This window comes from Streptomyces sp. iso_384 (genome assembly GCF_056172905.1).
In genome coordinates, this window is sequence record NZ_JBWBTT010000001.1 from 6,828,905 (window position 1) to 6,850,206 (window position 21,302).

Annotated in this window: 18 protein-coding genes, 1 pseudogene and 1 riboswitch; of the genes and pseudogenes, 9 read left to right on the top strand and 10 right to left on the bottom strand. The window is 72.8% G+C overall.

The genetic code is table 11. The features are described from left to right. Positions 1-2: 2 nt before the first annotated feature. On the top strand, positions 3-1,406 hold the full coding sequence (locus AC0VY3_RS30530; RefSeq protein ID WP_475551069.1) for an SWIM zinc finger family protein: 1,404 nt from the start codon (positions 3-5) through the stop codon (positions 1,404-1,406). Positions 1,407-1,521: 115 nt separating this feature from the next. Further along, on the top strand, positions 1,522-3,198 hold the full coding sequence (locus AC0VY3_RS30535; RefSeq protein ID WP_475551070.1) for a DUF5691 domain-containing protein: 1,677 nt from the start codon (positions 1,522-1,524) through the stop codon (positions 3,196-3,198). 181 nt (positions 3,199-3,379) lie between these two features. Here AC0VY3_RS30535 and AC0VY3_RS30540 read toward each other — a convergent pair whose 3' ends face one another. Continuing rightward, positions 3,380-3,793, bottom strand: coding sequence for a cobalamin B12-binding domain-containing protein (locus AC0VY3_RS30540; protein ID WP_003966859.1), 414 nt, complete (start codon positions 3,791-3,793; stop codon positions 3,380-3,382). Positions 3,794-4,155: 362 nt separating this feature from the next. Here AC0VY3_RS30540 and AC0VY3_RS30545 point away from each other — a divergent pair, with 362 nt between their 5' ends. Together AC0VY3_RS30545 and AC0VY3_RS30550 are read left to right on the top strand one after the other, a co-directional pair. Further along, positions 4,156-5,100 (top strand): esterase/lipase family protein, encoded by a 945-nt coding sequence (locus AC0VY3_RS30545; RefSeq protein ID WP_475551071.1) that lies wholly within the window; start codon positions 4,156-4,158, stop codon positions 5,098-5,100. A gap of 205 nt (positions 5,101-5,305) precedes the next feature. Beyond that, positions 5,306-7,003, top strand: coding sequence for a M23 family metallopeptidase (locus AC0VY3_RS30550; RefSeq protein ID WP_475551072.1), 1,698 nt, complete (start codon positions 5,306-5,308; stop codon positions 7,001-7,003). Between the two features lie 59 nt (positions 7,004-7,062). Here the strand turns inward: AC0VY3_RS30550 and pcrA are convergent, their stop codons facing one another. Then, the gene (pcrA, locus tag AC0VY3_RS30555; RefSeq protein ID WP_475551073.1) at positions 7,063-9,501 is read right to left on the bottom strand and encodes a DNA helicase PcrA; all 2,439 of its coding nucleotides are present in this window, start codon (positions 9,499-9,501) and stop codon (positions 7,063-7,065) included. A 257-nt stretch (positions 9,502-9,758) separates the two neighbouring features. After that, positions 9,759-9,925, top strand: a riboswitch (cyclic di-AMP (ydaO/yuaA leader). Between pcrA and AC0VY3_RS30560 the strand changes: the two genes are divergently transcribed. Further along, positions 9,924-11,120, top strand: a complete 1,197-nt coding sequence (locus tag AC0VY3_RS30560; RefSeq protein ID WP_181010722.1) for a C40 family peptidase — start codon at positions 9,924-9,926, stop codon at positions 11,118-11,120. (Overlaps the previous riboswitch by 2 nt.) 81 nt (positions 11,121-11,201) lie before the next feature. Here AC0VY3_RS30560 and AC0VY3_RS30565 read toward each other — a convergent pair whose 3' ends face one another. Then, on the bottom strand, positions 11,202-11,555 hold the full coding sequence (locus AC0VY3_RS30565) for a hypothetical protein (RefSeq protein ID WP_030084475.1): 354 nt from the start codon (positions 11,553-11,555) through the stop codon (positions 11,202-11,204). A 203-nt stretch (positions 11,556-11,758) separates the two neighbouring features. Here AC0VY3_RS30565 and AC0VY3_RS30570 point away from each other — a divergent pair, with 203 nt between their 5' ends. Continuing rightward, positions 11,759-12,838: a C40 family peptidase gene (locus AC0VY3_RS30570; RefSeq protein WP_475551074.1), complete on the top strand. Its 1,080-nt coding sequence runs from the start codon at positions 11,759-11,761 to the stop codon at positions 12,836-12,838. Positions 12,839-12,876: 38 nt separating this feature from the next. Further along, positions 12,877-13,119: pseudogene (locus AC0VY3_RS30575) on the top strand (GNAT family N-acetyltransferase); the annotation flags it as partial. An 89-nt stretch (positions 13,120-13,208) separates the two neighbouring features. Here the strand turns inward: AC0VY3_RS30575 and AC0VY3_RS30580 are convergent. Beyond that, positions 13,209-13,904 (bottom strand): LuxR C-terminal-related transcriptional regulator, encoded by a 696-nt coding sequence (locus tag AC0VY3_RS30580; protein ID WP_030579654.1) that lies wholly within the window; start codon positions 13,902-13,904, stop codon positions 13,209-13,211. Continuing rightward, positions 13,901-15,187, bottom strand: coding sequence for a PspC domain-containing protein (locus AC0VY3_RS30585; protein ID WP_030084467.1), 1,287 nt, complete (start codon positions 15,185-15,187; stop codon positions 13,901-13,903). The genes AC0VY3_RS30580 and AC0VY3_RS30585 overlap by 4 nt, the downstream gene beginning before the upstream one ends. Before the next feature lie 230 nt (positions 15,188-15,417). Here AC0VY3_RS30585 and AC0VY3_RS30590 point away from each other — a divergent pair, with 230 nt between their 5' ends. After that, positions 15,418-16,767 carry a PspC domain-containing protein gene (locus tag AC0VY3_RS30590; RefSeq protein WP_103507436.1) on the top strand — a complete coding sequence of 450 codons (1,350 nt, stop codon included), beginning with the start codon at positions 15,418-15,420 and terminating at the stop codon, positions 16,765-16,767. Beyond that, the gene (locus AC0VY3_RS30595; RefSeq protein WP_103507435.1) at positions 16,754-17,017 is read left to right on the top strand and encodes a hypothetical protein; all 264 of its coding nucleotides are present in this window, start codon (positions 16,754-16,756) and stop codon (positions 17,015-17,017) included. Before AC0VY3_RS30590 ends, AC0VY3_RS30595 begins: the two co-directional genes overlap by 14 nt. Here the strand turns inward: AC0VY3_RS30595 and AC0VY3_RS30600 are convergent. The 5 genes from AC0VY3_RS30600 to AC0VY3_RS30620 form a co-directional block, all read right to left on the bottom strand. Further along, the gene (locus AC0VY3_RS30600) at positions 16,924-17,433 is read right to left on the bottom strand and encodes a DoxX family protein (RefSeq protein WP_103507442.1); all 510 of its coding nucleotides are present in this window, start codon (positions 17,431-17,433) and stop codon (positions 16,924-16,926) included. The two genes, AC0VY3_RS30595 and AC0VY3_RS30600, sit on opposite strands and share 94 nt — an antisense overlap. Positions 17,434-17,537: 104 nt before the next feature. Next, the gene (locus AC0VY3_RS30605; RefSeq protein ID WP_475551075.1) at positions 17,538-18,806 is read right to left on the bottom strand and encodes a hypothetical protein; all 1,269 of its coding nucleotides are present in this window, start codon (positions 18,804-18,806) and stop codon (positions 17,538-17,540) included. Positions 18,807-18,919: 113 nt separating this feature from the next. Next, positions 18,920-19,708: a class II aldolase/adducin family protein gene (locus tag AC0VY3_RS30610; RefSeq protein ID WP_103507433.1), complete on the bottom strand. Its 789-nt coding sequence runs from the start codon at positions 19,706-19,708 to the stop codon at positions 18,920-18,922. Positions 19,709-19,799: 91 nt separating this feature from the next. Further along, on the bottom strand, positions 19,800-20,555 hold the full coding sequence (locus AC0VY3_RS30615; protein WP_475551076.1) for an SAM-dependent methyltransferase: 756 nt from the start codon (positions 20,553-20,555) through the stop codon (positions 19,800-19,802). A gap of 43 nt (positions 20,556-20,598) precedes the next feature. Next, positions 20,599-21,210 carry a Uma2 family endonuclease gene (locus AC0VY3_RS30620; RefSeq protein WP_030084455.1) on the bottom strand — a complete coding sequence of 204 codons (612 nt, stop codon included), beginning with the start codon at positions 21,208-21,210 and terminating at the stop codon, positions 20,599-20,601. Positions 21,211-21,302: the final 92 nt, after the last annotated feature.

A 21,302-nucleotide genomic window follows, 5' to 3' on the forward strand; every position in this document is an offset into this window, starting at 1 on the left:
ACATGCTGCTATCTCACGGGGGAGAACCCTCGCCCACCGGTGGACCGGTGGCGCGCTGGTCGGTGGAGCAGGTGCTGGCGCTGGCTCCTGACGAAGCATCACGCAAGGCGGGCACGCGACTCGGTACGGCCGGCCCGTGGTCCGGCACGGGCCGCGATGGAGCGGGTGCGGTGTGGGGGCTGTGCAAGGGGAGCGGGAGCACGCCGTACCGGACGGTGGTCGACACCACCGGCCCGGCCTGCTCCTGCAGTTGCCCGAGCCGGAAGTTCCCGTGCAAGCACGCGCTGGGGCTGTTGCTGCTCCTGGCGTCCGACGACGCCGCATGCCGGTCCGGCGAGCCGGCCGACTGGGCCGCGGCCTGGATCGAGGGCCGGCGCGGACCGGCGGCGGAGCAGGCCGGCGCGGCGGCGGGCTGCGGCATCGCGCGGGGGCCCGCCGACGCCGCAGCCAGGAAGCGGGCGGAGCGCCGCGCCGAGCGGGTCACGGGCGGCGCCCAGGAGCTCGAGCAGCGTCTGGCCGACCTGCTGCGCGGCGGGCTCGCCGCGACCGACCGCTCGGGCTACGGCCTGTGGGAGGAGACCGCGGCCCGCATGGTCGACGCCCAGGCCCCCGGTCTCGCGGCGCGGGTGCGGGAGCTGGGCGCGATCACCGGGTCCGGTCCGGGCTGGCCGGTCCGGCTGCTGGAGGAGTGCGGCCTGCTCCATCTGCTGGACACGGCCTGGCTCGGCCGGGAGCGGCTGCCGGACCCGCTGGCCGCGACGGTGCGGACGAGGGTGGGGCTGCCGATGTCCGCCGAGGGCGCCCCGATCCGTGACCACTGGCTGGTCCTCGCGCAGTACGACACCCCGGACGGCAGGATCGTCACCCGGCGGATCTGGCTGTACGGGCGGGAGTCGGGCCGCACCGCTCTGCTGCTGTCGTTCGGCGCGGCGGGCCGGTCCCCGGCGCAGGCGCTGCCGGTGGGGGCCACGATCGACGCCGAGCTGACGCCGTATCCGGGCGGTGGGCAGCTCCGTGCGGAGCTGGGCGAGCAGTTCGGGACCACGGCCCCGGCCGGCCCGCCGCCGGGCATCGCCGCAGCGGCCGCCCCGGCCGTCTACGGCACCGCCCTGCGCGAGGACCCCTGGCTGGACGCCTGCCCGGTCACCCTGCGCGACGTCATACCCGTGCCGTCCGAGGACGGCTGGCAGGTGGCCGACGCACACGCCGCATCCGCGCTGCCGATCGCCCCGGCCGCGCTGTCCCGGCCGGGCCTGTGGAAGCTCGTCGCCCTGTCCGGCGGCGGCCCGGTCACCGTGTTCGGCGAGATCGGCCACCGCGGCTTCGACCCGTTCGCGGCCTGGGACCCGGGCGAGCGGGAGGAGGACGGGCGCACCACGGGCGGGTCGGTCGTCCAACTGGTCTGAGGCGACGACCGGACGACCGGCGACCGGCAGGCGGCGACCCGCGCCCGGAGACCCACCATCCGACGCTCACCACCCACCGTTCCCGCCCGCCCACCATCCCCACCGGAGGGTAAAGATGCCTCGCACCACCAGCACCAGCACCGCTCCCGCATCCGCATCCGTATCCGCATCCGCATCCGCATCCGCATCCAGATCGGTCGACTCTCCCACCTGGGAGGAGCTGGTCACCTCGGCGCTCCTGGGGACCGACCGCCGGCCGCCGACGCCGCGCGGCGACCCCGTACCGGCCGCCGATGTTCCAACGGCCCTGCTGGACGCCGTCGCGCTGCACACCGTGCGGCAGCGGGCCGGGCTGCTGCCCGCCGTGCCGGAAGCCCGGCCCGAGCCCGCCGCCCCGGATCCGCGCCCTGCGCTCCCCGAGGCCGCCCGGCACCGGCTCGCCCGTCTGCTGTCCGATCGGGCCGCGCCCTCGGGCGGCGGGCGGCGCGGGACCGCGCCCGACCTCACCGAACTGATTCCGCAGTGGCTGGCCACCGCCAACCGGAAGGGTTTCCGCGCCCCGGCGGCCCTGTTGCCGCCTCTGCTGGACGCCGCCCGCGCCCGGACGGACCTGCGCCCGCAGGCGCTCGCGTTCGCCGGGCCGCGAGGTCTGTGGCTGGCCGCGCTGAACCCGGACTGGAAGTTCGCCCTGCGGGGCTCCCCGAGCGGCACGCTCCGGCCCGACACCGAGGACCCGGACGCGGTGAGCCGCCTGTGGGAGGAGGGGCTGTTCGCGGAGCGGGTCGCGCTGCTCGACGCCGTACGGGCGCAGGATCCGCCCGCCGGGCCGGCCCTGCTCGCCACCACGTGGTCGGCCGAACGGGCCGAGGACAGGCTGATGTTCCTGGACTCCCTGCGGTCCGGGCTGGGGGCCGACGACGAGCCGTTCCTGGAGCAGGCCCTGTCCGACCGCAGCCGCAATGTGCGCGCCACCGCCGCCGAACTGCTGTCCGCCCTGCCCGCGTCGGCCCTCGCCGGCCGGATGGCGGCCCGCGCGATGTCCTGCGTCAGCCCCGACCGTACGGGGGACGTCGTCTCCATCGTCGTGGAGGCGCCGCACGAGTGCGACGCGGGTATGCAGCGTGACGGCGTCGCCGCGGTGCCGCCGACGGGCCGGGGCGAACGGTCCTGGTGGCTCGGGCAGTTGGTGGAGGCCACCCCGCTCGGTGTCTGGGAGCAGCGGTTCGGCGGGCGTCCGGCCGAGGAGGTCGTGGCCCTGCCCGTCGCCGACGACTGGGCCGGGGAGCTGCACGCCGCCTGGTGCCGGGCGGCGTTGCGGCAGCGGAATCCGCGCTGGGCCAGGGCCCTGCTAGGGCGCCCCTCGGCTCCCCCGGCGAGCAGCCCCGGGACGGCCTCGATCGCCGAGCGCTCGAAGCTCCTCGCCATCCTGGACCAGGACGAACGGGCCGTCTGGGTCGCGGAGTTCATCGCCGCGCACGGCTTGTCGGAGGCGTTCCAGCTGCTCGGGGTGTGCACGGTCCCCTGGGCCGGGCCGCTCGGGCGTGCGGTGGTCGACGCACTCGACATCGCGCGGGACGGCGGGAGTTATCCGTGGAGCTTCAGCGGAGTGATGGGCCTCGCGGAACGCTGCCTGGATCCGGCCGAGGCCGACCGGCTGGAGGTTCTGACGGCCGCGCAGGACGAGCAGGAGGGGGCGTCACCGGGAGCGGGCGGCTATTGGTCGGAGGCGTTCCAGCGCCTGGTCTCCACGTTGCGGCTGCGCGCCACGATGGAGGCGGAGCTGATGGCCTGACCAGGACGCGCACGCCACGCCGAGCCGGCCCCGGCCCACCCGGCCCGCGGTCGCCCGGCCGCCCCGGGCCACCCGAAGCAGCCCCGGCCCGGGGCGCGCGGCGGCCCGCGCCGCCCGGCGTCAGGCAGGCACAGCGGCCCCGCGCGGGCCTGCGCGAGCGGGCCCGCCCCGGGGCCGGCGTTCAGGCCTGGGCGGCCTGGCGGACGTTGGCGTTGACCCAGGTGACGATCTCGGTCGTCGTCGCCCCCGGCGTGAAGAGCTCCGCGACGCCCAGCTCCTTCAGCGGTGCGATGTCGTCCTCCGGGATGATCCCGCCGCCGAACACCTTGATGTCCTCCGCCTCCCGGGCCTTCAGCAGCTCGATCACCTTGGCGAACAGCGTGTTGTGCGCCCCGGAGAGGATCGAGAGGCCGATGGCGTCGGCGTCCTCCTGGATCGCCGTGTCGACGATCTGCTCGGGCGTCTGGTGGAGACCCGTGTAGATCACCTCCATACCGGCGTCCCGCAACGCCCGCGCGATGACTTTGGCCCCGCGGTCGTGGCCGTCGAGGCCCGGCTTGGCCACCACCACACGGATCGGACCGGTCACACCCATCACTGCCTCCACCTGGTCTCCCGTGCCTGAAGGGCCGGGGATGTGAACGAACGTTATCCACAGCATCCCGCAAGCCGCAGTTTCGCGGCAGGCGGGGAGGGGGAAATCACACGTGGGACATGTTCGCCAGACGCCGTCCCCCGTACGAGGCGGTGTTCCGGCCGCGCGGGGACCGGCACGACACACCCCCTGAGGGAGCCGCCACGAGGTCGCCGTACCACCGCGCCGCCAGCCGCACGGCACGGTGGTACGGCCCCACGTCGCCCGGCCGTCACCGGCCGTGCGCCGCTCGTGCCGGCGCCCCATGAGGGCGTACGGGGACGGGAGCCGCCTCCCCCGTGCGCCAGTGCAGGAGGCCGGCCGTGAAGCTCCTCCCCCTTCCCCCTCTCCTCTCCCGACTGCCCCGACTGCCCCGGCTGTCGTCCGCGCTGCTCGGCGCCACCGCGCTGGAGCTGGTCGTCCTCGCCGGGCACCTGGCCGTCTACCCCTTCGGCCTCACCCCGGAGCGCCGCCCGCCGACCCGGTCGGCAGGCACGGAAGCCGGCACCGGCAGCGGCACCGGCACCGCCTCCGGAAGCCCGGCCCCGGACCCTGACGAGGCCGCCCCGCCGGCCACCGCCCTTCCCGTCACGGCCGTCGCCGCGCCGCCGCCCGTCGTCCTGCTGCACGGCTTCATCGACAACCGCTCCGTGTTCGTCCTCCTGCGCCGCGCGCTGATCCGGAACGGCCACGACCAGGGCCACCACCGCCACCGTCACCTGGAATCCCTCAACTACTCCCCGCTGACCCGCGACATCCGCACCGCGGCCGGGCTGCTCGGGCGGCATGTGGAGGAGATCTGCGCGCGGACCGGGCACCACCGGGTCGACATCGTCGGGCACAGCCTCGGCGGCCTGATCGCCCGCTATTACGTACAGCGACTCGGCGGCGACCGGCGCGTGCGCACCCTGGTGACGCTCGGAACGCCGCACGGAGGCACCGCCGTCGCCCCCGGGGCGGGCGTTCACCCCATCGTGCGGCAGATGCGCGCCGGTTCCTCCGTGATCGAGGAGCTGCGCACCCCCGCCCCCGGCTGCCGGACCCGGTTCGTGAGCTTCTGGAGCGAGCTGGACCAGGTGATGGTCCCCACCCAGACGGCGCGCGTCGACCACCCCGATCTCGACGCGGTGAACGTACGCGTCACCGGCATCGGGCACCTCGCCCTGCCCGTGCACCCGACGGTGGCCGCCGCGATCCGTGAGGCTCTGGATGCGCCGGTGACAGGAGAGGACGCGGCGCCCGCCGCCGGTGCGGCTTCCGTGGCCTGAAATAGAACATCTTTCGAACGTAGGGCCAAGGCTGCGTCTGTCGTCCACCGAAAGACGGCCGATTGCCCGTTTCCTGCGGACGCAAAACCTGTCGAAGATTGTCGTCCTCACATACCGCCGGGTACAGTCGCGGCCACTGCTTCCCCCTGGGACACCCCTGACCGGGACCCAGAACAGTCCTGCTGCCGAGGCGAGAGAGAAGTTGGTGAACGACCAGCACCCCCACGCCGGGCACGTCGGGTACGACGACCGATCGACCGGCAGCTTCGACACCGACCCGCTCTTCGGCTCCCTTCCGGGCGGCCACGACACCGGCTACGACGCGGGTCACCCCGCCGCCGGATACGGCGACACCACCTACGGCGTCGGCTACGACACGACCGGACAGCCGAACCACAGCGGCCAGTACGACGCTTCCGCCTGGAACACCGGCGCACAGCAGACCTTCGCCTACGACGGCTATGCCGCTCAGGAGCAGGCCCCGCAGCAGCCCCTGCAGCAGGACCCACAGCAGTGGGACGCCTCCGGGACCTGGCAGCAGGTCACCGACCCGGACCTGACCGGCCAGTGGGCGACCGCCGCGTACAGCGCGGAGACCCCGTACGCCACGGAGGCGTACGAGACCGGAACGTACGACACGGGCGCCTACGACACCGGTGCGTATCCGGCCGCCACCGCGTACGGAACCGGCGGCGTCCACGGGGCGGACGCCTACGAGACCGGGGCGTATCCGATCGGCGCGTACGGCACGGCGGCCGTCGCCGCCGACACCGGTACGTACGCCACCACCGGCGCCTACGGCACGGGCACGTACGACGGCGGGGCCTACGACACGGGCGCCTACGACGCGACCGCGTGGAACTCCGGCGCCACGCCCGGGGACACCGCGTACGAACCCGAACAGACGTCGTACCCGCTGTACGAACCGCAGCACGAACAGCATGCGGCCGACGCGACGGCGCCCGAGGCGTCGGGCGAGCCGGACGGAACGGCCGAGGATCCGGCGGCCGACCCGTCCTCCACCGCCGCGTTCGCCGCCCTCGCACCGGACGCCGCGCCGGATGTCGCGCCGGACCGGGAGCAGGACGCCGGGGAGGACTTCCCCGCCCGGCACCCCGTGAACCGCACCGCCGTCCGCGCCCCCGCACCCCGCAACCGGGCTCGTCGGCGCACCCCCGCCAAGCGTTCCGCCCTGCTGACCGTCGCGGTGCCCTCCGCCTGCGTGATGAGCGTCGCGGGCATCGCCGCGGCCTCGGTCAGCGGGATGCCCGGCGGCGAGGAGAAGCAGGACGAGACGACCACCTCGCTGGCGGTCGCCGACCCCAGCACGGTCAAGCCGGTCGCCGCCAACAACCAGCTGGACAGCCAGCTGGCTCAGCTCTCCGAGGGCAGCGACGACTTCCGGGAGCGCGCGAGCCGCACCCAGGAGCGCATCGACCTGCGGGAGCGGCAGGCGGCGGAGAAGAAGAAGCGCGAGGAGGAGGCCGCACGCCGTGAGGCGCTGCGCCCCAAGTTCGTCCTGCCGGTCAAGCAGCACGGGCTGAGCGCCTATTACGGCCAGGCGGGCGTCAACTGGATGTCCGTGCACTCGGGCATCGACTTCCCCGTCTCGTACGGCACTCCGGTGATGGCCGCGACCGACGGCACCGTACGCACCCAGCTGAACAGCGCCTACGGGGTCATGGCGATCGTGACGGCGGCCGACGGCACCGAGACCTGGTACTGCCACCTCAGCAGCACCAAGATCCGCTCGGGTCCGGTGAAGGCCGGTGACGTCATCGCGTACTCCGGGAACTCGGGCAACTCCACCGGTCCGCACCTGCACTTCGAGGTCCGGCCCGGCGGCGGCGCCGCGATCGACCCGCTGGTGTGGCTGCGCAGCAAGGGCGTCAACCCGACCTGACGAGCACGTGAGAAAAAAGGGGGGCCCGAGGGCCCCCCTTTTCGCGTCTGTCCGCCCGTCTACAGCTTCTCGACCGGCGCGTACCGCAGCAGCAGCTTCTTCGGGCGCTCGTCGCCGAAGTCGACCGTCGCCTTGGCCTGGTCGCCGAAGCCCTCGACGGCCGTCACCGTGCCGAGCCCGAACTGGTCGTGCGTGACCCGGTCCCCGGCCACCAGGGTGACCGTCGGCTTCTCCGTGGAACGCCGGGTCGCGAAGCCCGAGGGGCCGGTGCGGGCGCGGGAGGAGGAGAGCGAGGACGTGATGCCGGAGGTCGGTCCGGCGGGAGCGGCCATCGGGCCCTTGCGCTTCCAGTCCAGGTGCTGTTCCGGGATCTCCTCCAGGAACCGCGAGGGCGGGTTGTACGAGGGCTGGCCCCAGGCGCTGCGCATCGCGGCCCGGGTCAGATAGAGCCGTTCGCGGGCGCGGGTGATGCCGACGTACGCGAGGCGGCGCTCCTCCTCCAGCTCCTTGGTCTGGCCGAGGGCCCGCATGTGCGGGAAGACGCCGTCCTCCAGGCCGGTGAGGAAGACGACCGGGAACTCCAGGCCCTTCGCGGTGTGCAGGGTCATCAGCGTGATGACGCCGGAGCCGTCCTCGTCCTCGTCGGGGATCTGGTCGGAGTCGGCGACGAGCGCGACCTTCTCCAGGAACTCCGCGAGCGTTCCCGCGCCCTCCTCCTCGCCGCGCTCCTGCTCGAATTCGAGGGCGACGGCGGCGAGTTCCTGGAGGTTCTCGATACGGGTCTCGTCCTGCGGGTCCGTGGAGGCCTGGAGCTCTGCGAGATAGCCCGTGCGCTCCAGGACCGCTTCGAGCACGACGGCCGGTCCGGCGCCGGACTCGACGATCGTGCGCAGCTCCTCCATCAGCGTGTTGAAACGCTTGACGGCGTTGGAGGAGCGGGCGGCCATGCCGTACGCCTCGTCGACGCGGCGCAGCGCCTGCGGGAAGGAGATCTTCTCGCGCATCGACAGGGCGTCGATCATGGCCTCGGCGCGGTCGCCGATGCCGCGCTTGGGGACGTTGAGGATACGGCGCAGCGGGACGGTGTCCTCGGGGTTGGCGAGGACCCGGAGGTAGGCCAGGACGTCCCGGACCTCCTTGCGCTCGTAGAAGCGCACGCCGCCGACGACCTTGTAGGGCAGGCCGACGCGGATGAAGATCTCTTCGAAGACACGGGACTGGGCGTTGGTGCGGTAGAAGACGGCGACGTCGCCCGCCTTGGCGTCGCCCGCGTCGGTGAGCCGGTCGATCTCGTCGGCGACGAACTGCGCCTCGTCGTGCTCGGTGTCGGCGACATAGCCGGTGATGCGGGCGCCGGAGCCGGCCTTGGTCCAGAGGTTCTTGGGACGGCGGCTCTCGTTGCGCTCGATGACGGCGTTGGCGGCGGAGAGGATCGTCTGCGTGGAGCGGTAGTTCTGCTCCAGCAGGATCGTCGTGGCGCTGGGGTAGTCCTCCTCGAACTGGAGGATGTTGCGGATGGTCGCGCCCCGGAAGGCGTAGATCGACTGGTCCGCGTCACCGACCACGCACAGCTCGGCGGGGGCGTCGTTCTCCCCGGCCGGGCCGACCAGCTCACGGACCAGCGTGTACTGGGCGTGGTTGGTGTCCTGGTACTCGTCGACCAGGACGTGGCGGAAGCGGCGGCGGTAGTGCTCGGCCACGTCCGGGAAGGCCTGGAGGAGGTGGACCGTCGTCATGATGATGTCGTCGAAGTCCAGGGCGTTGGCCTCGCGCAGGCGGGCCTGGTAGAGCGCGTACGCCTGGGCGAGGGTCTTCTCGAAGCCGTCCGCCGCCTGCCCGGCGAAGGTCTCCTCGTCGATGAGCTCGTTCTTGAGGTTGGAGACCTTGGCGGTGAAGGACTTCGGCGGATACCGCTTGGGGTCGAGATCCAGATCGCGGCAGACCAGGGCCATCAGCCGCTTGGAGTCGGCGGCGTCGTAGATCGAGAACGACGAGGTGAAGCCGAGCTTCTTCGACTCGCGGCGCAGGATGCGCACGCACGCGCTGTGGAAGGTCATGACCCACATGGCGTTGGCGCGCGGGCCCACCAGCTGCTCGACGCGCTCCTTCATCTCGCCGGCGGCCTTGTTGGTGAAGGTGATCGCGAGGATCTGCCCGGGGTGCGTGCCGCGTTCGGCCAGCAGATGGGCGATGCGGTGGGTGAGCACCCGGGTCTTGCCGGAGCCGGCCCCGGCGACGATGAGCAGCGGGGAGCCGGCGTGCACGACGGCGGCACGCTGCTCGGTGTTCAGCCCGTCGAGCAGCGCGGCGGAGTCGAGCACCGGGCGCGGGTGACCGTCCCGGTAGTACCCGTCCCGGGGCGGCGGGGGCGCGTCGTAGACGCCCTCGAAGAGTCCCTCCGGCACCGCTTCGGGCGCGTGGTCCTCGGGGGGCGGCGGGGGGCCGTCCTCCGCGGGCTGGAGGCCGGTCAGGAAACTGTCGTCAAAGAGGCTGCTCATCGCCTACCGAGTCTAGGCGGCCGCACCGACAACCTTCCGCCGAAGCCGGGAAGCGGTGACCTCGGCCCTACGCACGGAGAGCGGACGTCCACGTTCCGTGAAGGAGTGCCCGGTCGGAGGGGGTGCGGAGCCCTGGATCCGAAAAGGTCACGAAAATGTATCGGGCATATCGCTCATCGTGCTTCCCAGCGGTGGCACGGGTTGGCTAGCGTGCTCGGTCAGGTGATCCGTACCTCTCTGAGGCGAACCGCGCCTAACGGACACCTCTGCCGAATCCGTCCTGCCCTCCAGGCAGTTCGGAACCGGGGACCCACACGCAGAACCGGGGTGAATCGGTCCGTGACCTCGCATCCGGACCGTAGGACAGCCTTCCGTTCCGTCCGAACCCGACAGCTAACCCGGTAGGCGGTCCACGGAAGGAGATGCCGGTCTTGGCATCGCATCGCAAGCCGCGCACGAAGGTGCGCACCACCACTCCCGCCGTCGGGCTGACGACGGCCGCGCTGGCCTCCGTGACGTTGCTCTCCACGCAGAGCGCCACGGCCGCGCCCGCGGAGCCGAAGCCCGCCATCGAGGAAGTGCAGAAGAAGGTCGACGCCCTGTACCGGCAGGCGGGCACCGCGACCCAGGAGTACAACCGGGCCAAGGCCGCCTCCGCCACGCAGCAGAAGAAGGTCGACACGCTGCTCGCGGACGTGGCGAAGCGGACCGAGAAGATCAACGAGGCGCGCCGCGCGCTGGGCTCCTACGCGGCGGCCCAGTACCGCAGCGGCGGCATCGCGCCCACGGCGACGTTCTTCCTGGCGGACGACCCGCAGGGGTACTTCGACCAGAGCCGGCTGATGGACCGGGCGACGGAGCGGCAGCAGAAGGCCGTCACCGATTTCCGTACGCAGCAGGCCTCGGCGGCGAAGAAGCGCGCGGAGGCGGTGAAGAGCCTGGAGACGCTCACCGAGACGCAGGCCACGCTCGCCTCCAGCAAGAAGGGCGTGCAGACCAAGCTCACCGAGGCCCGCGGCCTGCTGTCCCGGCTGACCGCCGAGGAGAAGGCGCGGCTGGCGGAGCTGGAGCGCAAGAAGGAGGCCGAGGCCAAGGAGAAGGCGGCGAAGCTGGCCGCCCGGCAGGCCGCCGAGGCCAAGGAGAGGGCCGAGGCGGAGGAGAAGGCCCGCGAGGAGGCCGCGAAGGAGTCGGGCGGCGGTTCGGGCACGGGCTCCGGTTCCGGTACGGGCACGGGTTCGGGCACCGGCTCCGGTACGGGCAGCGGTTACGCGGCCAAGGCGGAGAAGGTGCTGGCCTTCGCCCGCGCCCAGATCGGGAAGCCGTACGTCTGGGGCGCGACGGGCCCCTCCAGCTACGACTGCTCGGGGCTGACGCAGGCGGCGTGGCGGGAGGCGGGCGTGACCCTGCCCCGGACCACCTGGGACCAGGTGAAGGTCGGGACCCGGGTCGCCACGTCCGACCTGCAGCCGGGGGACCTGGTCTTCTTCTACGACGACATCAGCCACGTGGGCATCTACAAGGGCGACGGCATGATGATCCACGCCCCGAAGCCGGGTGCGAACGTGCGCGAGGAGTCGATCTACTACATGCCGATCTACGGGAGCGTCCGCCCGGCGTAGCAGGCGTACGGGGCCGGGGGCGGCTCATCGGCGGCCGCCCCCGGAAGGCCGCGGCCAGGCCTCAGGTCCGGTGGTCCGGCCTCAGGTCCAGACCGTGGCGATGAAGATGTTGGCGGTCGTGAGGGCGCCGACCGCGATGAACGCGCCCTTGTCGACCTTCTCCTCGTCGCGCTTGACGTAGACCAGGGCGAGGATCACGACCAGCAGCGCCAGCTTGATGCCGATCTTGACGTTGTTCACGGTCTGGTCGTCGGCCTGGTTGAGGCCGACCAGGGCCATGCCGGTGACCAGCATGGTCAGCGCGCCGTGCAGCATCGCGGGGGTGAACCGGGCGGTCCCCGACCCCATGGCCTTCATCTGCGTCAGGAAGCCGCCCAGCAGGGAGGCGATGCCGATGATGTGCAGGGCGACGAAGACATTGATGAGTACGTCCATGGCTCGGGAGCCTAGCCATGGCCAACGTTTTACCTTTCAGTGAGGCAAGCCTTCCTCGATCGCTTCGATCACGAGTGACCGGCGAAACGTCACATCAGGGCAATAGCTGTCATGGCGACTCTTTTCTCCGCGCCCGGATTAGCGTCCTTCACGGACCCGCCGGTATCCCCCGGCGGCCAGCCGACAGGAAGGATGCCGCCCCCGTGGCAGCGCACCGCAGGTCAGCCCACCGAAAACCCAAGCAGCGCCCGTTCACCGGCCCTGCTGCCCGTACCGCCGCCACCCTGGCGCTCGCCGGAGCCGCCACCGCCGGCTCGGTCACCGGGGCCGGCGCGGCCCCCGCCGAACCGTCCCCCACCGCCGACCAGGTCAAGGCGAAGGTCGACCGGCTCTACCACGACGCCGAGGTCGCCACCGAGAAGTACAACGGGGCGAAGGAGAAGGCGGCCGCCGCCACCCGCGAGGTCGAGGCCCTGACCGACGAGGCCGCCCGCCGCACCGACCGCCTCAACACCACCCGCAACGCCCTGGGGTCGCTGGCCACCGCGCAGTACCGCGGCGGCACCCTGGACCCGGCCCTGCAACTGGCGCTCTCCTCCGACCCCGACGCCTATCTGCAGCGCGCCTCCTACCTCGACCGGGCGGGCGACCGTCAGAGCGGTCTGCTGCGGAACATCAAGCGGCAGGTCTCCCAGATCACCCGCGTCAAGGCCGTCGCCGGCCAGGAGACCGAGCGCCTCGCCGCCCGCCGCACCGAGCTGCGCGAACACCGCACCGCGATCCGCACCAAGCTGGCCGACGCCCGCAGGCTGCTGGACACCCTGACCGCCGACGAGCGCGCCGCCTACGAACGCTCCGCCGACGCCCGGCACGGCGGCGGCCCGGCCCACGCCGACCGCTCCACCGCCCGCAGCGGCCCGGTCGCCGCCCCCGGCTCCCGCGCCGGGCAGGCCATCGCCTTCGCCCACGGGGCGATCGGCAAGCCGTACGTCTGGGGCGCGACGGGCCCCAACGCCTTCGACTGCTCGGGCCTGACCCAGGCGGCCTGGAAGGCGGCGGGCGTCAGCCTGCCCCGCACCACCTACACCCAGATCAACGCCGGACAGCGCATCCCGCGCTCCCGACTGGCCCCCGGCGACCTGGTGTTCTTCTACTCCGGGATCAGCCACGTCGGCCTCTACATCGGCGGCGGCCAGATGATCCACGCCCCGCGCCCGGGAGCACCGGTGCGCATCGCCCCCATCGATCAGATGCCTTTCGCCGGAGCGACCCGGGTGGCATAGTCCCCGGCGCCGATCCGTACCGCCGAAGGAACTCCCGTATGACGATGGCGAACGCCGTCCAGGACTACGCCCGTACGCTCACGCTGCGATCTCCCGACCACTACCGGGTGGGCCCGTTCACCGTCCGGCACAACCCGGACTGGGAGCTGAAGTACGCCAACTACGCGATCCCCGACCGGGAAGCGGAACCCACGGCGGACGAGGCGGCGGCCCTGGTCGACGTGTTCCGGGAGCACGAACGGCTCCCCCGCCTGGAGTTTCTGCCCGCCTGGGCCCCGGCGTCGAGAGGATCTACGCGAGCATCGGCTACCGCCGGATCGGCGAGAAGGTCAACATCTCGCTCGACCCGGCCGGCCGTTGAGCGACGGCCTCAGACCAGCCGTCGTGCCGTGGCCCACCGGGTCAGCTCGTGCCGGTTGGAGAGCTGGAGCTTCCGCAGCACCGCCGAGACGTGCGACTCGACCGTCTTCACCGAGATGAACAGCTGCTTGGCGATCTCCTTGTACGCGTAGCCGCGCGCGATCAGCCGCAGGACCTCGCGCTCGCGCTGGGTGAGCCGGTCCAGGTCCTCGTCGACCGGTGGGGCGTCCGTGGAGGCGAAGGCGTCCAGGACGAAGCCGGCCAGGCGGGGCGAGAAGACCGCGTCGCCCTCCTGGACCCGGAAGACGGAGTCGACCAGGTCGGTGCCGGTGATCGTCTTGGTGACGTAGCCGCGCGCACCGCCGCGGATGACGCCGATGACGTCCTCCGCGGCGTCCGAGACGGACAGCGCGAGGAAGCGGACCGGGTTCTCGGCCGTGCCCATCATGGGGGCGCAGCGGCGGAGTACCTCGACGCCGCCGCCGCCCGGGAGGTGGACGTCGAGGAGGACGACCTCGGGGCGGGTCGCCGTGATGACGGTGACCGCCTGGTCGACGTCGGCGGCCTCGCCGACCACTTCGACGCCGGTCTCCTCGGTGCGGCCGATCTCGGCCTGCACCCCGGTGCGGAACATCCGGTGGTCGTCGACGAGCACGACCCGTACCCGTCGCTCCGGGCCCCCGGTGGCTTCGGTGTTCTCGGTCATTCGCTCGCCCTCTCCATCTCCAGCTCGACCTCGGTGCCCCCGCCGGGCACCGAACGCAGCCGGGCGCTGCCGCCGTTGCGCTGCATCCGGCCGATGATTGATTCTCGTACGCCCATGCGGTCGCCGGGAACCTCGTCCAGGTCGAACCCCGGACCCCGGTCCCGTACGGACACGAAGACCGTGGTGCCCTCGACCTCCGCGTAGACCTGCACGGCGCCGCCCTCGCCACCGTACTTGGCGGCGTTCACCATCGCCTCGCGCGCGGCCTGCATCTGTGCGGTCAGCTTGTCGTCGAGGGGGCAGTCGCCGACCACGACGACCTCCAGGGGCACGCCGTGCTTGTCCTCGACCTCGGCGGCGGCCCGTTTGACCGCCTCGGCCAGGGTCTCCGGCTCGTCGTCCTCGTCCTTGCCGGTGCCCTCGGGGTTGTAGAGCCAGTTGCGCAGCTCGCGTTCCTGGGCGCGGGCGAGGCGTCTGACCTCGCCGCCGTCGTCCGCGTTGCGCTGGATCAGGGTGAGGGTGTGCAGCACGGAGTCGTGGACGTGGGCGGCGACCTCGGCCCGCTCCTGGGCGCGGATGCGCATCAGGCGCTCCTCGGAGAGGTCCTGGGTCATCCGCACGAGGTAGGGGCCGGCGAGCAGGGCGATGCCGGTGAGTACGGCGATGGCCGCGGTGAGGACGTTGCCGAGCTGGGCGGCCGAGCCGCGCACCACCATGAACACGGCGAGGCCGAGGCCGACGAGGGCCACTCCGGCGAGGCCGCGGGCCAGGTGCAGCAGCTTGCGGTTGCGGCCGGTCTCCATCCAGCGGGCGCGGCGGGCGTTGTCCGCCTGCCGCCAGACCAGGACCGAGCCCGCGCCGATCAGCAGAGTGGGCCAGATGTAGCGGTCGGCGTCGCTGCCCATGTCGACGTTGACGACGAACGCGATGGCCCCGACGGTCAGGGCGACCAGTGCGAAGACCTGACCCTTGTCCGGTTTACGTAGTTTGCGGCGGCCGTCCGTCGATGTCTCGAACACCGAGCGCGGGGCGTCGACGCCACCGACGCCGAGCGGGACGACGATCCAGAACACCGCGTAGAGCACCGCGCCGAGGCCGTCGGTGAGGAACAGCCCGAGGAAGAGGAACCGCACCCAGGCGACCGGCAGCCCGAGGTGCCCGGCGAGCCCGCGCGCCACGCCGCCGAGCAGCCGGCCGTCGGCGCTGCGGTAGAGCTTGCGCAGCGGCGGCTCCTCCGGGTCGGCGGCGAGGGAGCTGGCGGCTCGGGCGGTGGCGGCTGGCATACCCCGATCGTCACACGCGCGGACGCGGGGCGGCATCAGGGTCGGCCCCCGAAGTGACCCTGATGCTCTCCCCCGTGTGCGGCCTGGTGCCCTCCCCTCTCCCTCCGTCGCCCGGCGGGGCGTGTCCGGTCGGCGGATCCGGCCCTTCCGGGGCGTGCGCGGGCAATATCAGGGACCGTCCAGGGTCGGCGCGGGTCCCGGCGGGCGGTCCGGCCCGTCACCATGGAGGCATGACCGCTCCCTCCAACGCCGCTCCCGGCGTCGCGCCCCCCGAAGCGCCGAAGCCGACGCTGCGGCGCACCCCGCGACAGAAGGTCGTCGCCGGGGTGTGCGGCGGACTCGGCCGGTACTGCGACGTGGACCCGGTGATCTTCCGGATCGTGCTCGGTGTGCTGTCGGCGACCGGGGGCATCGGTCTGATCTTCTACGGCTTCGCCTGGCTGCTGCTGCCCGCGGACGGCGACGACGAGAACGAGGCGCGCAAGCTGCTGTCGGGGCGGGTCGACGGGGCGTCCCTGGTGGCGCTGCTGCTGGCGCTGATCGGCTGCGGTCTCTTCCTGTCGATGCTGCACAACCGGGGCATGCTGGCGTTCGCCGCGCTGCTGACGCTGGCGGTCGTCGGGTTCTCCGTATGGACGCAGTCCCGGCGGACTGCCGCCCCTGAGGACCCGGCCGCCCCGCCCGGCGCACCGGCTTCTCCGCCCGGACCCGCGCACGCCGGCGGGCTCGGCACGCCGCCACCGGAGGTGAAGGCCCCGCCGACGCCCGGCGGCCCGTCGTGGTGGCGGGACCCGATCGTCAAGGACGGGACCACGGGGCCGGTCGGCTCCGGCTACCTGTGGGGGCCCCCGGACACGGACGCCGATGCAGCGCGCGCCGATGTGAAGGCCGGGCGGCCCACGCCGGACGCCCCGTTCCGTACGCCTCGGCCGTCGCCCGCTCCGCGCGGGCCGCGCTCCATCGGCGGCCTGGTCTTCCTGACGGCGCTGGTGGCGGGAGGGCTCGGCACCGGGCTGAGCTGGGAGCACCAGCCGCTGGGCACCGCGCTCCAGATCGGACTGGTCGCCGCCCTCGCGGTGTTCGGACTCGGTCTGCTGATCGCCTCGGTGCTGGGGCGGACCGGATTCGGCACGGTCCTGATGGCGATGATCACGGCGGGTCTGCTGGCGGGTGCCGCGGCGGTGCCGAAGGACATCGACACCTCGTGGGCCCGTCAGGAATGGCGGCCCGCCTCGGTGGCCGCCGTCGAGCCGCACTACGAGCTGAGTACGGGCGACGCCCGGCTGGACCTGTCCGGTCTGAAGGTGCCCCAGGGCGAGACCGTGCGCACGGGGCTCGACGTGGCGGCGGGCCGGGCGGCCGTCGTCGTCCCGGCGAACGTGACGGTGAAGGTGCGCGCCGAGGCGGGTCTCGGCGAGATCCGACTGGAGGAGGGCCAGCGGGTCCAGGTCCGGATCAACAGCGACGAGTCGAAGCAGCGGACGCTGCCGCCGCCGACGGGCACGAAGCCCGCCGGCACGATCGAACTGGAACTGGAAGTCGGTATCGGACAGGTGGAGGTCACCCGTGCTGCGTCATGAATTCCGGCCCGGCCGCGCGGTGGCGGGCCTGGCGATGCTGGGTCTGGCCGCCGGGTACGCGGCCGACGCCGCCGGGGCCTGGGAGGTCCCGTGGACGTTCTTCCTGCCGCTGTTCCTCGGCGGGCTGTGGCTGGCCGCGACGGTGACCTGGGCCGCCTACATGTTCCGGCGGCGGCGCGAGGCGAGGAAGGCGTCGGCGGAGAACACGGTGGCGCCCGCGAGCACCAGCGGCAGCCACGCCATCAGATAGGGCAGGTCGTTGCCGTAGTAGTACGGGGTGGCCTGCCAGCTCACGGTCAGCCAGAGGCTCAGCGAGATCAGCGCGCCGCCGAGCGCCGCGAGCCGGGCCCAGAGGCCGACGAGGGTGCCGAGGCCGACGAGGAGTTCGCCGATCGCGATGGCGTATCCGAAGCCCTCGGGGCTCTTGAGCGCCAGGTCGACGAGGGCGGGGACGGCGGAGGAGTCGCGCACTCCGCGCATCATCTCGCCGATGGATCCGGTGCCGGTCGCGGACAGGAACGCGCTGTCGGTGAGCTTGTCGAGCCCCGCGTAGACGAAGGTGACGCCGAGGAAGATCCGCAGCGGCAGCAGGGCGTACGTGCCCGCCTGCTCCCGCAGCGTCCTGCGCTCGCCCGGACCGTACGAACCGCCGCCGTAACCGTTCATCACCACTGCCCTACTTCCCGAAGTCCCGTCACCTCGACCATACGTACGCCTTCGGGGCGCTGCTCACCAGGGCTGCGGGGCGATCGGCGGAAGAAGAACGGGTGTCAGTCCGTCACGTCGATCGGGCAGCGGTTGGTCTCCACCCCGGCGGCGGTGACGACCTGGACGTCCACGGTGCCCGGCTCGACCTCGACCGGGACGGGCACGGTGAGGACGGTGTCGGTCGGGTTGGCGAAGCCGCCGGCGACCGGGACCAGCGGAACGTGCACATGGACGGTCCCTATCCGTACGACGAGCCGGGCCAGCCGGTCGGGGCCGCCCGCGCCGGGCGGTACGAAGCCCGCGCCCCGGATCTCGATGTCGTCGCCGGTCCGGATCGCGCCGTCCAGGTCCCCGGCCTCCCGGGCCCGTACGACGGAGAGCACGACGGGCCGGCCGCCCTCCGCGTACTTCCCGGCGAAGTAGGTCGCGGCCGAGACCGCCACCAGCAGCGCGAGCCCCCACGGCAGATCGGGCAGCTGCTCGGGGCGGCGGGCGAGGCGGACCGCGGCGAACAGCACGGCGACGGCGCTGACCAGCACGTACTGCACATCGGTGAAGGAGCCGCGCCCCGAGTCGTCGGTGAGCAGGTCGGCGGCGCGCGGCCGGTCGGCGCGCAGCTTCTGGAGCCGCTGGTTCAACACCCGTACGGTCACCACGCGGCGCACGACGACGGCGACCGCGCACACCAGCGCCAGCACGGCCACGACCCCGGCGGAGCGCACCAGGTCGAGCCCCTCGATCAGCGCGTCCCGGTCGTCCGGGTCGGAGGCCCCGGCCAGTTGCAGCGCGAGGACGAGGACGGCGAAGACGGCGAGCAGCACCCAGGCGGCGGCGACCGTCCGGGAGGTGGAGAGCCGGTTGTCCTCACCGATCAGCGGGGCGAGGAGGCCGCCCCGGGCGCGGTGGAGCCGGGCGGCGGCCGTGAGCAGCCCGGCGGTGAGGAGGGCGGCGATCAGCCCGGCGGTACGGGCGGTGGACCAGCCGACCCCGATCGCGGTGAGGCTCGCCCCGACGAGGAGCGCCCCTGCCGCGCCCCAGACGGCGAACAGCGTGCCCCGCCACACCTGGTGCAGCCAGGCGTCACCCGCCTCCCGGGCCCGTTCGGCGACGGTACGGGCGGATCCGGTCAGCTCGTCGGAGACCCACTGCCGCGAGGCGGACGGGGACTGGGCGACGCCGGCGGGCAGCCCGTTCCCGGCGGCCAGTTCGTCCCGCTTGGCCAGGAACGCGGCGACCGCGCGCCGGTGTCCGCGACGGGCTCCGTGCGGGCAGTCGCCGCAGGTACAGCCGCCGCCGTGCGTGCCGCTCGTCCTTGCTTCGTCCAACGCCACGGAGGATTACACCCTTTCCCGCCCTGGTCCAGCCAACTCACTTGCGATATCAGCGAATTGTGCCGTACCGGGCGGCCGGGCCGCGCATCGGGGCGGCCCGGGGGCGGGTGTCGTCAGAACGTTCGAACGATCCGCTGCCACAGGGGCTGGTAGTTGATCCAGGCCACCAGGTCGCTGCCGAGGTGGTCGCGGGTGGTGACGGCGTCCCGGTGCGAGATGAGCACGGGCTTCCCGGCGGCCCGAGCCAGCAGCTGTACCTGGCAGGCGCGCTCCATCGTGAGGAACCACCAGGCCGCCGCGTCCACCGAGCCGCCGACGGTCAGCAGCCCGTGGTTGCGCAGGATCACCGCCTTGTGCGGCCCGAGCGCGGCGGCGATGCGCCGGCCCTCCTCCTCGTCCACGACGACCCCGGAGTAGGCGTCGTACAGCGCGTGGTCCTCGTAGAAGGCACAGGATTCCTGGGTGATGGGCTCGATCGGCTCCCCGAGCGCGGAGAGCGCCCGCCCGTGGACGGAGTGGGTGTGGGCGACGGCCACGGTGTCCGGCCGGGCCCGGTGCACCGCCGCGTGCACCGCGAACGCGGCCTGGTTGACGTGGAAGCGGCCCCGGACCACCTGGCCGTCGCCGTTGACGAGGATCAGGTCCTGCGGGGCGATGTCGGCGAACGTCGCGCCGAACGGGTTGACCCAGAAGCAGTCCGCCAGCTCGGGGTCGCGCACGGTGATGTGCCCGGAGACGCCGTCCTCGTACCCGAGCTGCCCGAACAGCCGCAGTGCGCCCGCCAGTCGCTCCCTGCGGTGCGCGCGTTCCTCGTCCGGGGACGCGTGCACGGGCGGCATCGCGAACTGGAGCTGGTCGACGGGGATCGGGGCGGGGGCGGGCACGGCGACCGGCTCGGGCATGGCGGCTCCTCGGGTTCCCAGGGCGTACGGGACCGGAAGTTACCGCCGGGTGGACCAGGTGACCAGAGGCAGGACGCCCTCAGGGCGCTGCTCAGGTGCCGAGCACCAGATAGGCGAGGGTGAGGTACGAGCGGTAGCCGCCGTAGTATCCGGTGCGGCGGGCGTCGATCTCGGCCGTCACCTCGGCCCGCAGTGGATGGTCCGGGTGCTCCAGCGCCCAGCGCTGCCCGCGTCCGATCGGGCCATCGGACTCGAAGAGGTCCCATTCGCGCTCGTCGGCGACGGTGACCTGGAGCGCGCGCAGCCCGGCGGACTCCGCCAGCCGGATCAGCTCCAGCAGCGAGCCGAAGTCCCCGGGCCCGGCACCGATGCCCTCCAGCGCGGCGGGCGTGGGCTCCCGCTGCCAGACCGCCTCGCCGAACAGGACGCGCCCGCCGGGGCGCACGGTGGCGGCCAGCGCGGAGAGGGCTTCGCGGGTGGTGCCGGGCCAGGCGTGCGAGGAGCCGATGGAGACGGCGAGGTCGTATCCGCCGTCGGACCACTCGGCGGCGGGCGTCTCGTGGAATCTCACCCGGTCCGCGAGCCCCCGTTCCTCGGCGAGCTTCCGCCCGCGTGCCACGGCTTCCGGGTCGGTCTCGACGCCGTCCCCGGTGGAGCCGGGCGCGGCTTCCACGAGCCGCATCAGCAGCTCGCCCCAGCCGGATCCGAGATCGACGATCCGTGCGCCGGGAGCGGGGGCGCAGGCGGCGATCAGGCGGGCCGCGTGTTCCTCGGAGAGCGGGGTGTTCCAGGTGAGGCGGTCGTTCCCGGCGGCGGAGATGACGGCGCGGACTTCTTCGGCGGACATGGTGGAGGAGCCTGGCACGGGCGGCGATGCCCGTGCCAGGGAATTACCGGCGGCCCCGGCGGTAGATCTCGCCGAGGTCCACGTCGATCCGGAAGGGAACGGACAGGTTCATCTTCTGGTGGTGGATTCCGGTGGGCGTGTAGGTGTGCGTCGCCGGGTCGAGCTCGTAGACGTAGACGACGGGCAGGTCGTCGTCACCCTGCTCGACCCGCCAGAAGTGCTTGACCCCGGCCTCGGCGTACTTGCGCGGTTTGACGCCCCGGTCACGCTCCAGGGAATCGGGGGACACGACCTCGACGGCGAGGACGACGTCCTCCGGTGCGTACCAGGTCTGGTCGGGGCCGGTGTCGGCGTCGGCCCTGTACACCAGGAGGTCGGGCTCCGGGCGGTTGCTGGTGTCCAGCCTGATGGTCATCTCCCGGTCCACGTCCAGATCCGCGGGGACGTGGGCGAGGAGGGCGGATTCCAGCAGCCACATGGCTCGCGTGTGGAACTTCCGCTGCGGACTCATGAAGACGAGACTCCCGTCGATCAGCTCGGTGTGGGGCGGGAGGCCCGGAATCCGGTCGAGGTCGTCCGCCGTCCAGCCGCCCTCGGGCGGAACCGGCCACCGGTTCGGCTCCTGCTCAAGCCTGTCCTCGGGTGCGGCGCTCATAGTTACTCCCATACGCCGAAGTCTCGTCTCTTCACTCAGCGTACCCATCCGATACGACAATGCCGCCGCCCAAACGAATGAGCGACGGCATC

Bases quoted from the DNA above. Each gene is read 5' to 3' on its own strand.
- AC0VY3_RS30530 (WP_475551069.1), top strand. From the start codon at position 3: ATGCTGCTATCTCACGGGGGAGAACCCTCGCCCACCGGTGGACCGGTG.
- AC0VY3_RS30535 (WP_475551070.1), top strand. From the start codon at position 1,522: ATGCCTCGCACCACCAGCACCAGCACCGCTCCCGCATCCGCATCCGTA.
- AC0VY3_RS30540 (WP_003966859.1), bottom strand. From the start codon at position 3,793: ATGGGTGTGACCGGTCCGATCCGTGTGGTGGTGGCCAAGCCGGGCCTC.
- pcrA (WP_475551073.1), bottom strand. From the start codon at position 9,501: ATGAGCAGCCTCTTTGACGACAGTTTCCTGACCGGCCTCCAGCCCGCG.
- AC0VY3_RS30560 (WP_181010722.1), top strand. From the start codon at position 9,924: ATGCCGGTCTTGGCATCGCATCGCAAGCCGCGCACGAAGGTGCGCACC.
- AC0VY3_RS30565 (WP_030084475.1), bottom strand. From the start codon at position 11,555: ATGGACGTACTCATCAATGTCTTCGTCGCCCTGCACATCATCGGCATC.
- AC0VY3_RS30580 (WP_030579654.1), bottom strand. From the start codon at position 13,904: ATGACCGAGAACACCGAAGCCACCGGGGGCCCGGAGCGACGGGTACGG.
- AC0VY3_RS30585 (WP_030084467.1), bottom strand. From the start codon at position 15,187: ATGCCAGCCGCCACCGCCCGAGCCGCCAGCTCCCTCGCCGCCGACCCG.
- AC0VY3_RS30590 (WP_103507436.1), top strand. From the start codon at position 15,418: ATGACCGCTCCCTCCAACGCCGCTCCCGGCGTCGCGCCCCCCGAAGCG.
- AC0VY3_RS30600 (WP_103507442.1), bottom strand. From the start codon at position 17,433: ATGAACGGTTACGGCGGCGGTTCGTACGGTCCGGGCGAGCGCAGGACG.
- AC0VY3_RS30610 (WP_103507433.1), bottom strand. From the start codon at position 19,708: ATGCCCGAGCCGGTCGCCGTGCCCGCCCCCGCCCCGATCCCCGTCGAC.
- AC0VY3_RS30615 (WP_475551076.1), bottom strand. From the start codon at position 20,555: ATGTCCGCCGAAGAAGTCCGCGCCGTCATCTCCGCCGCCGGGAACGAC.
- AC0VY3_RS30620 (WP_030084455.1), bottom strand. From the start codon at position 21,210: ATGAGCGCCGCACCCGAGGACAGGCTTGAGCAGGAGCCGAACCGGTGG.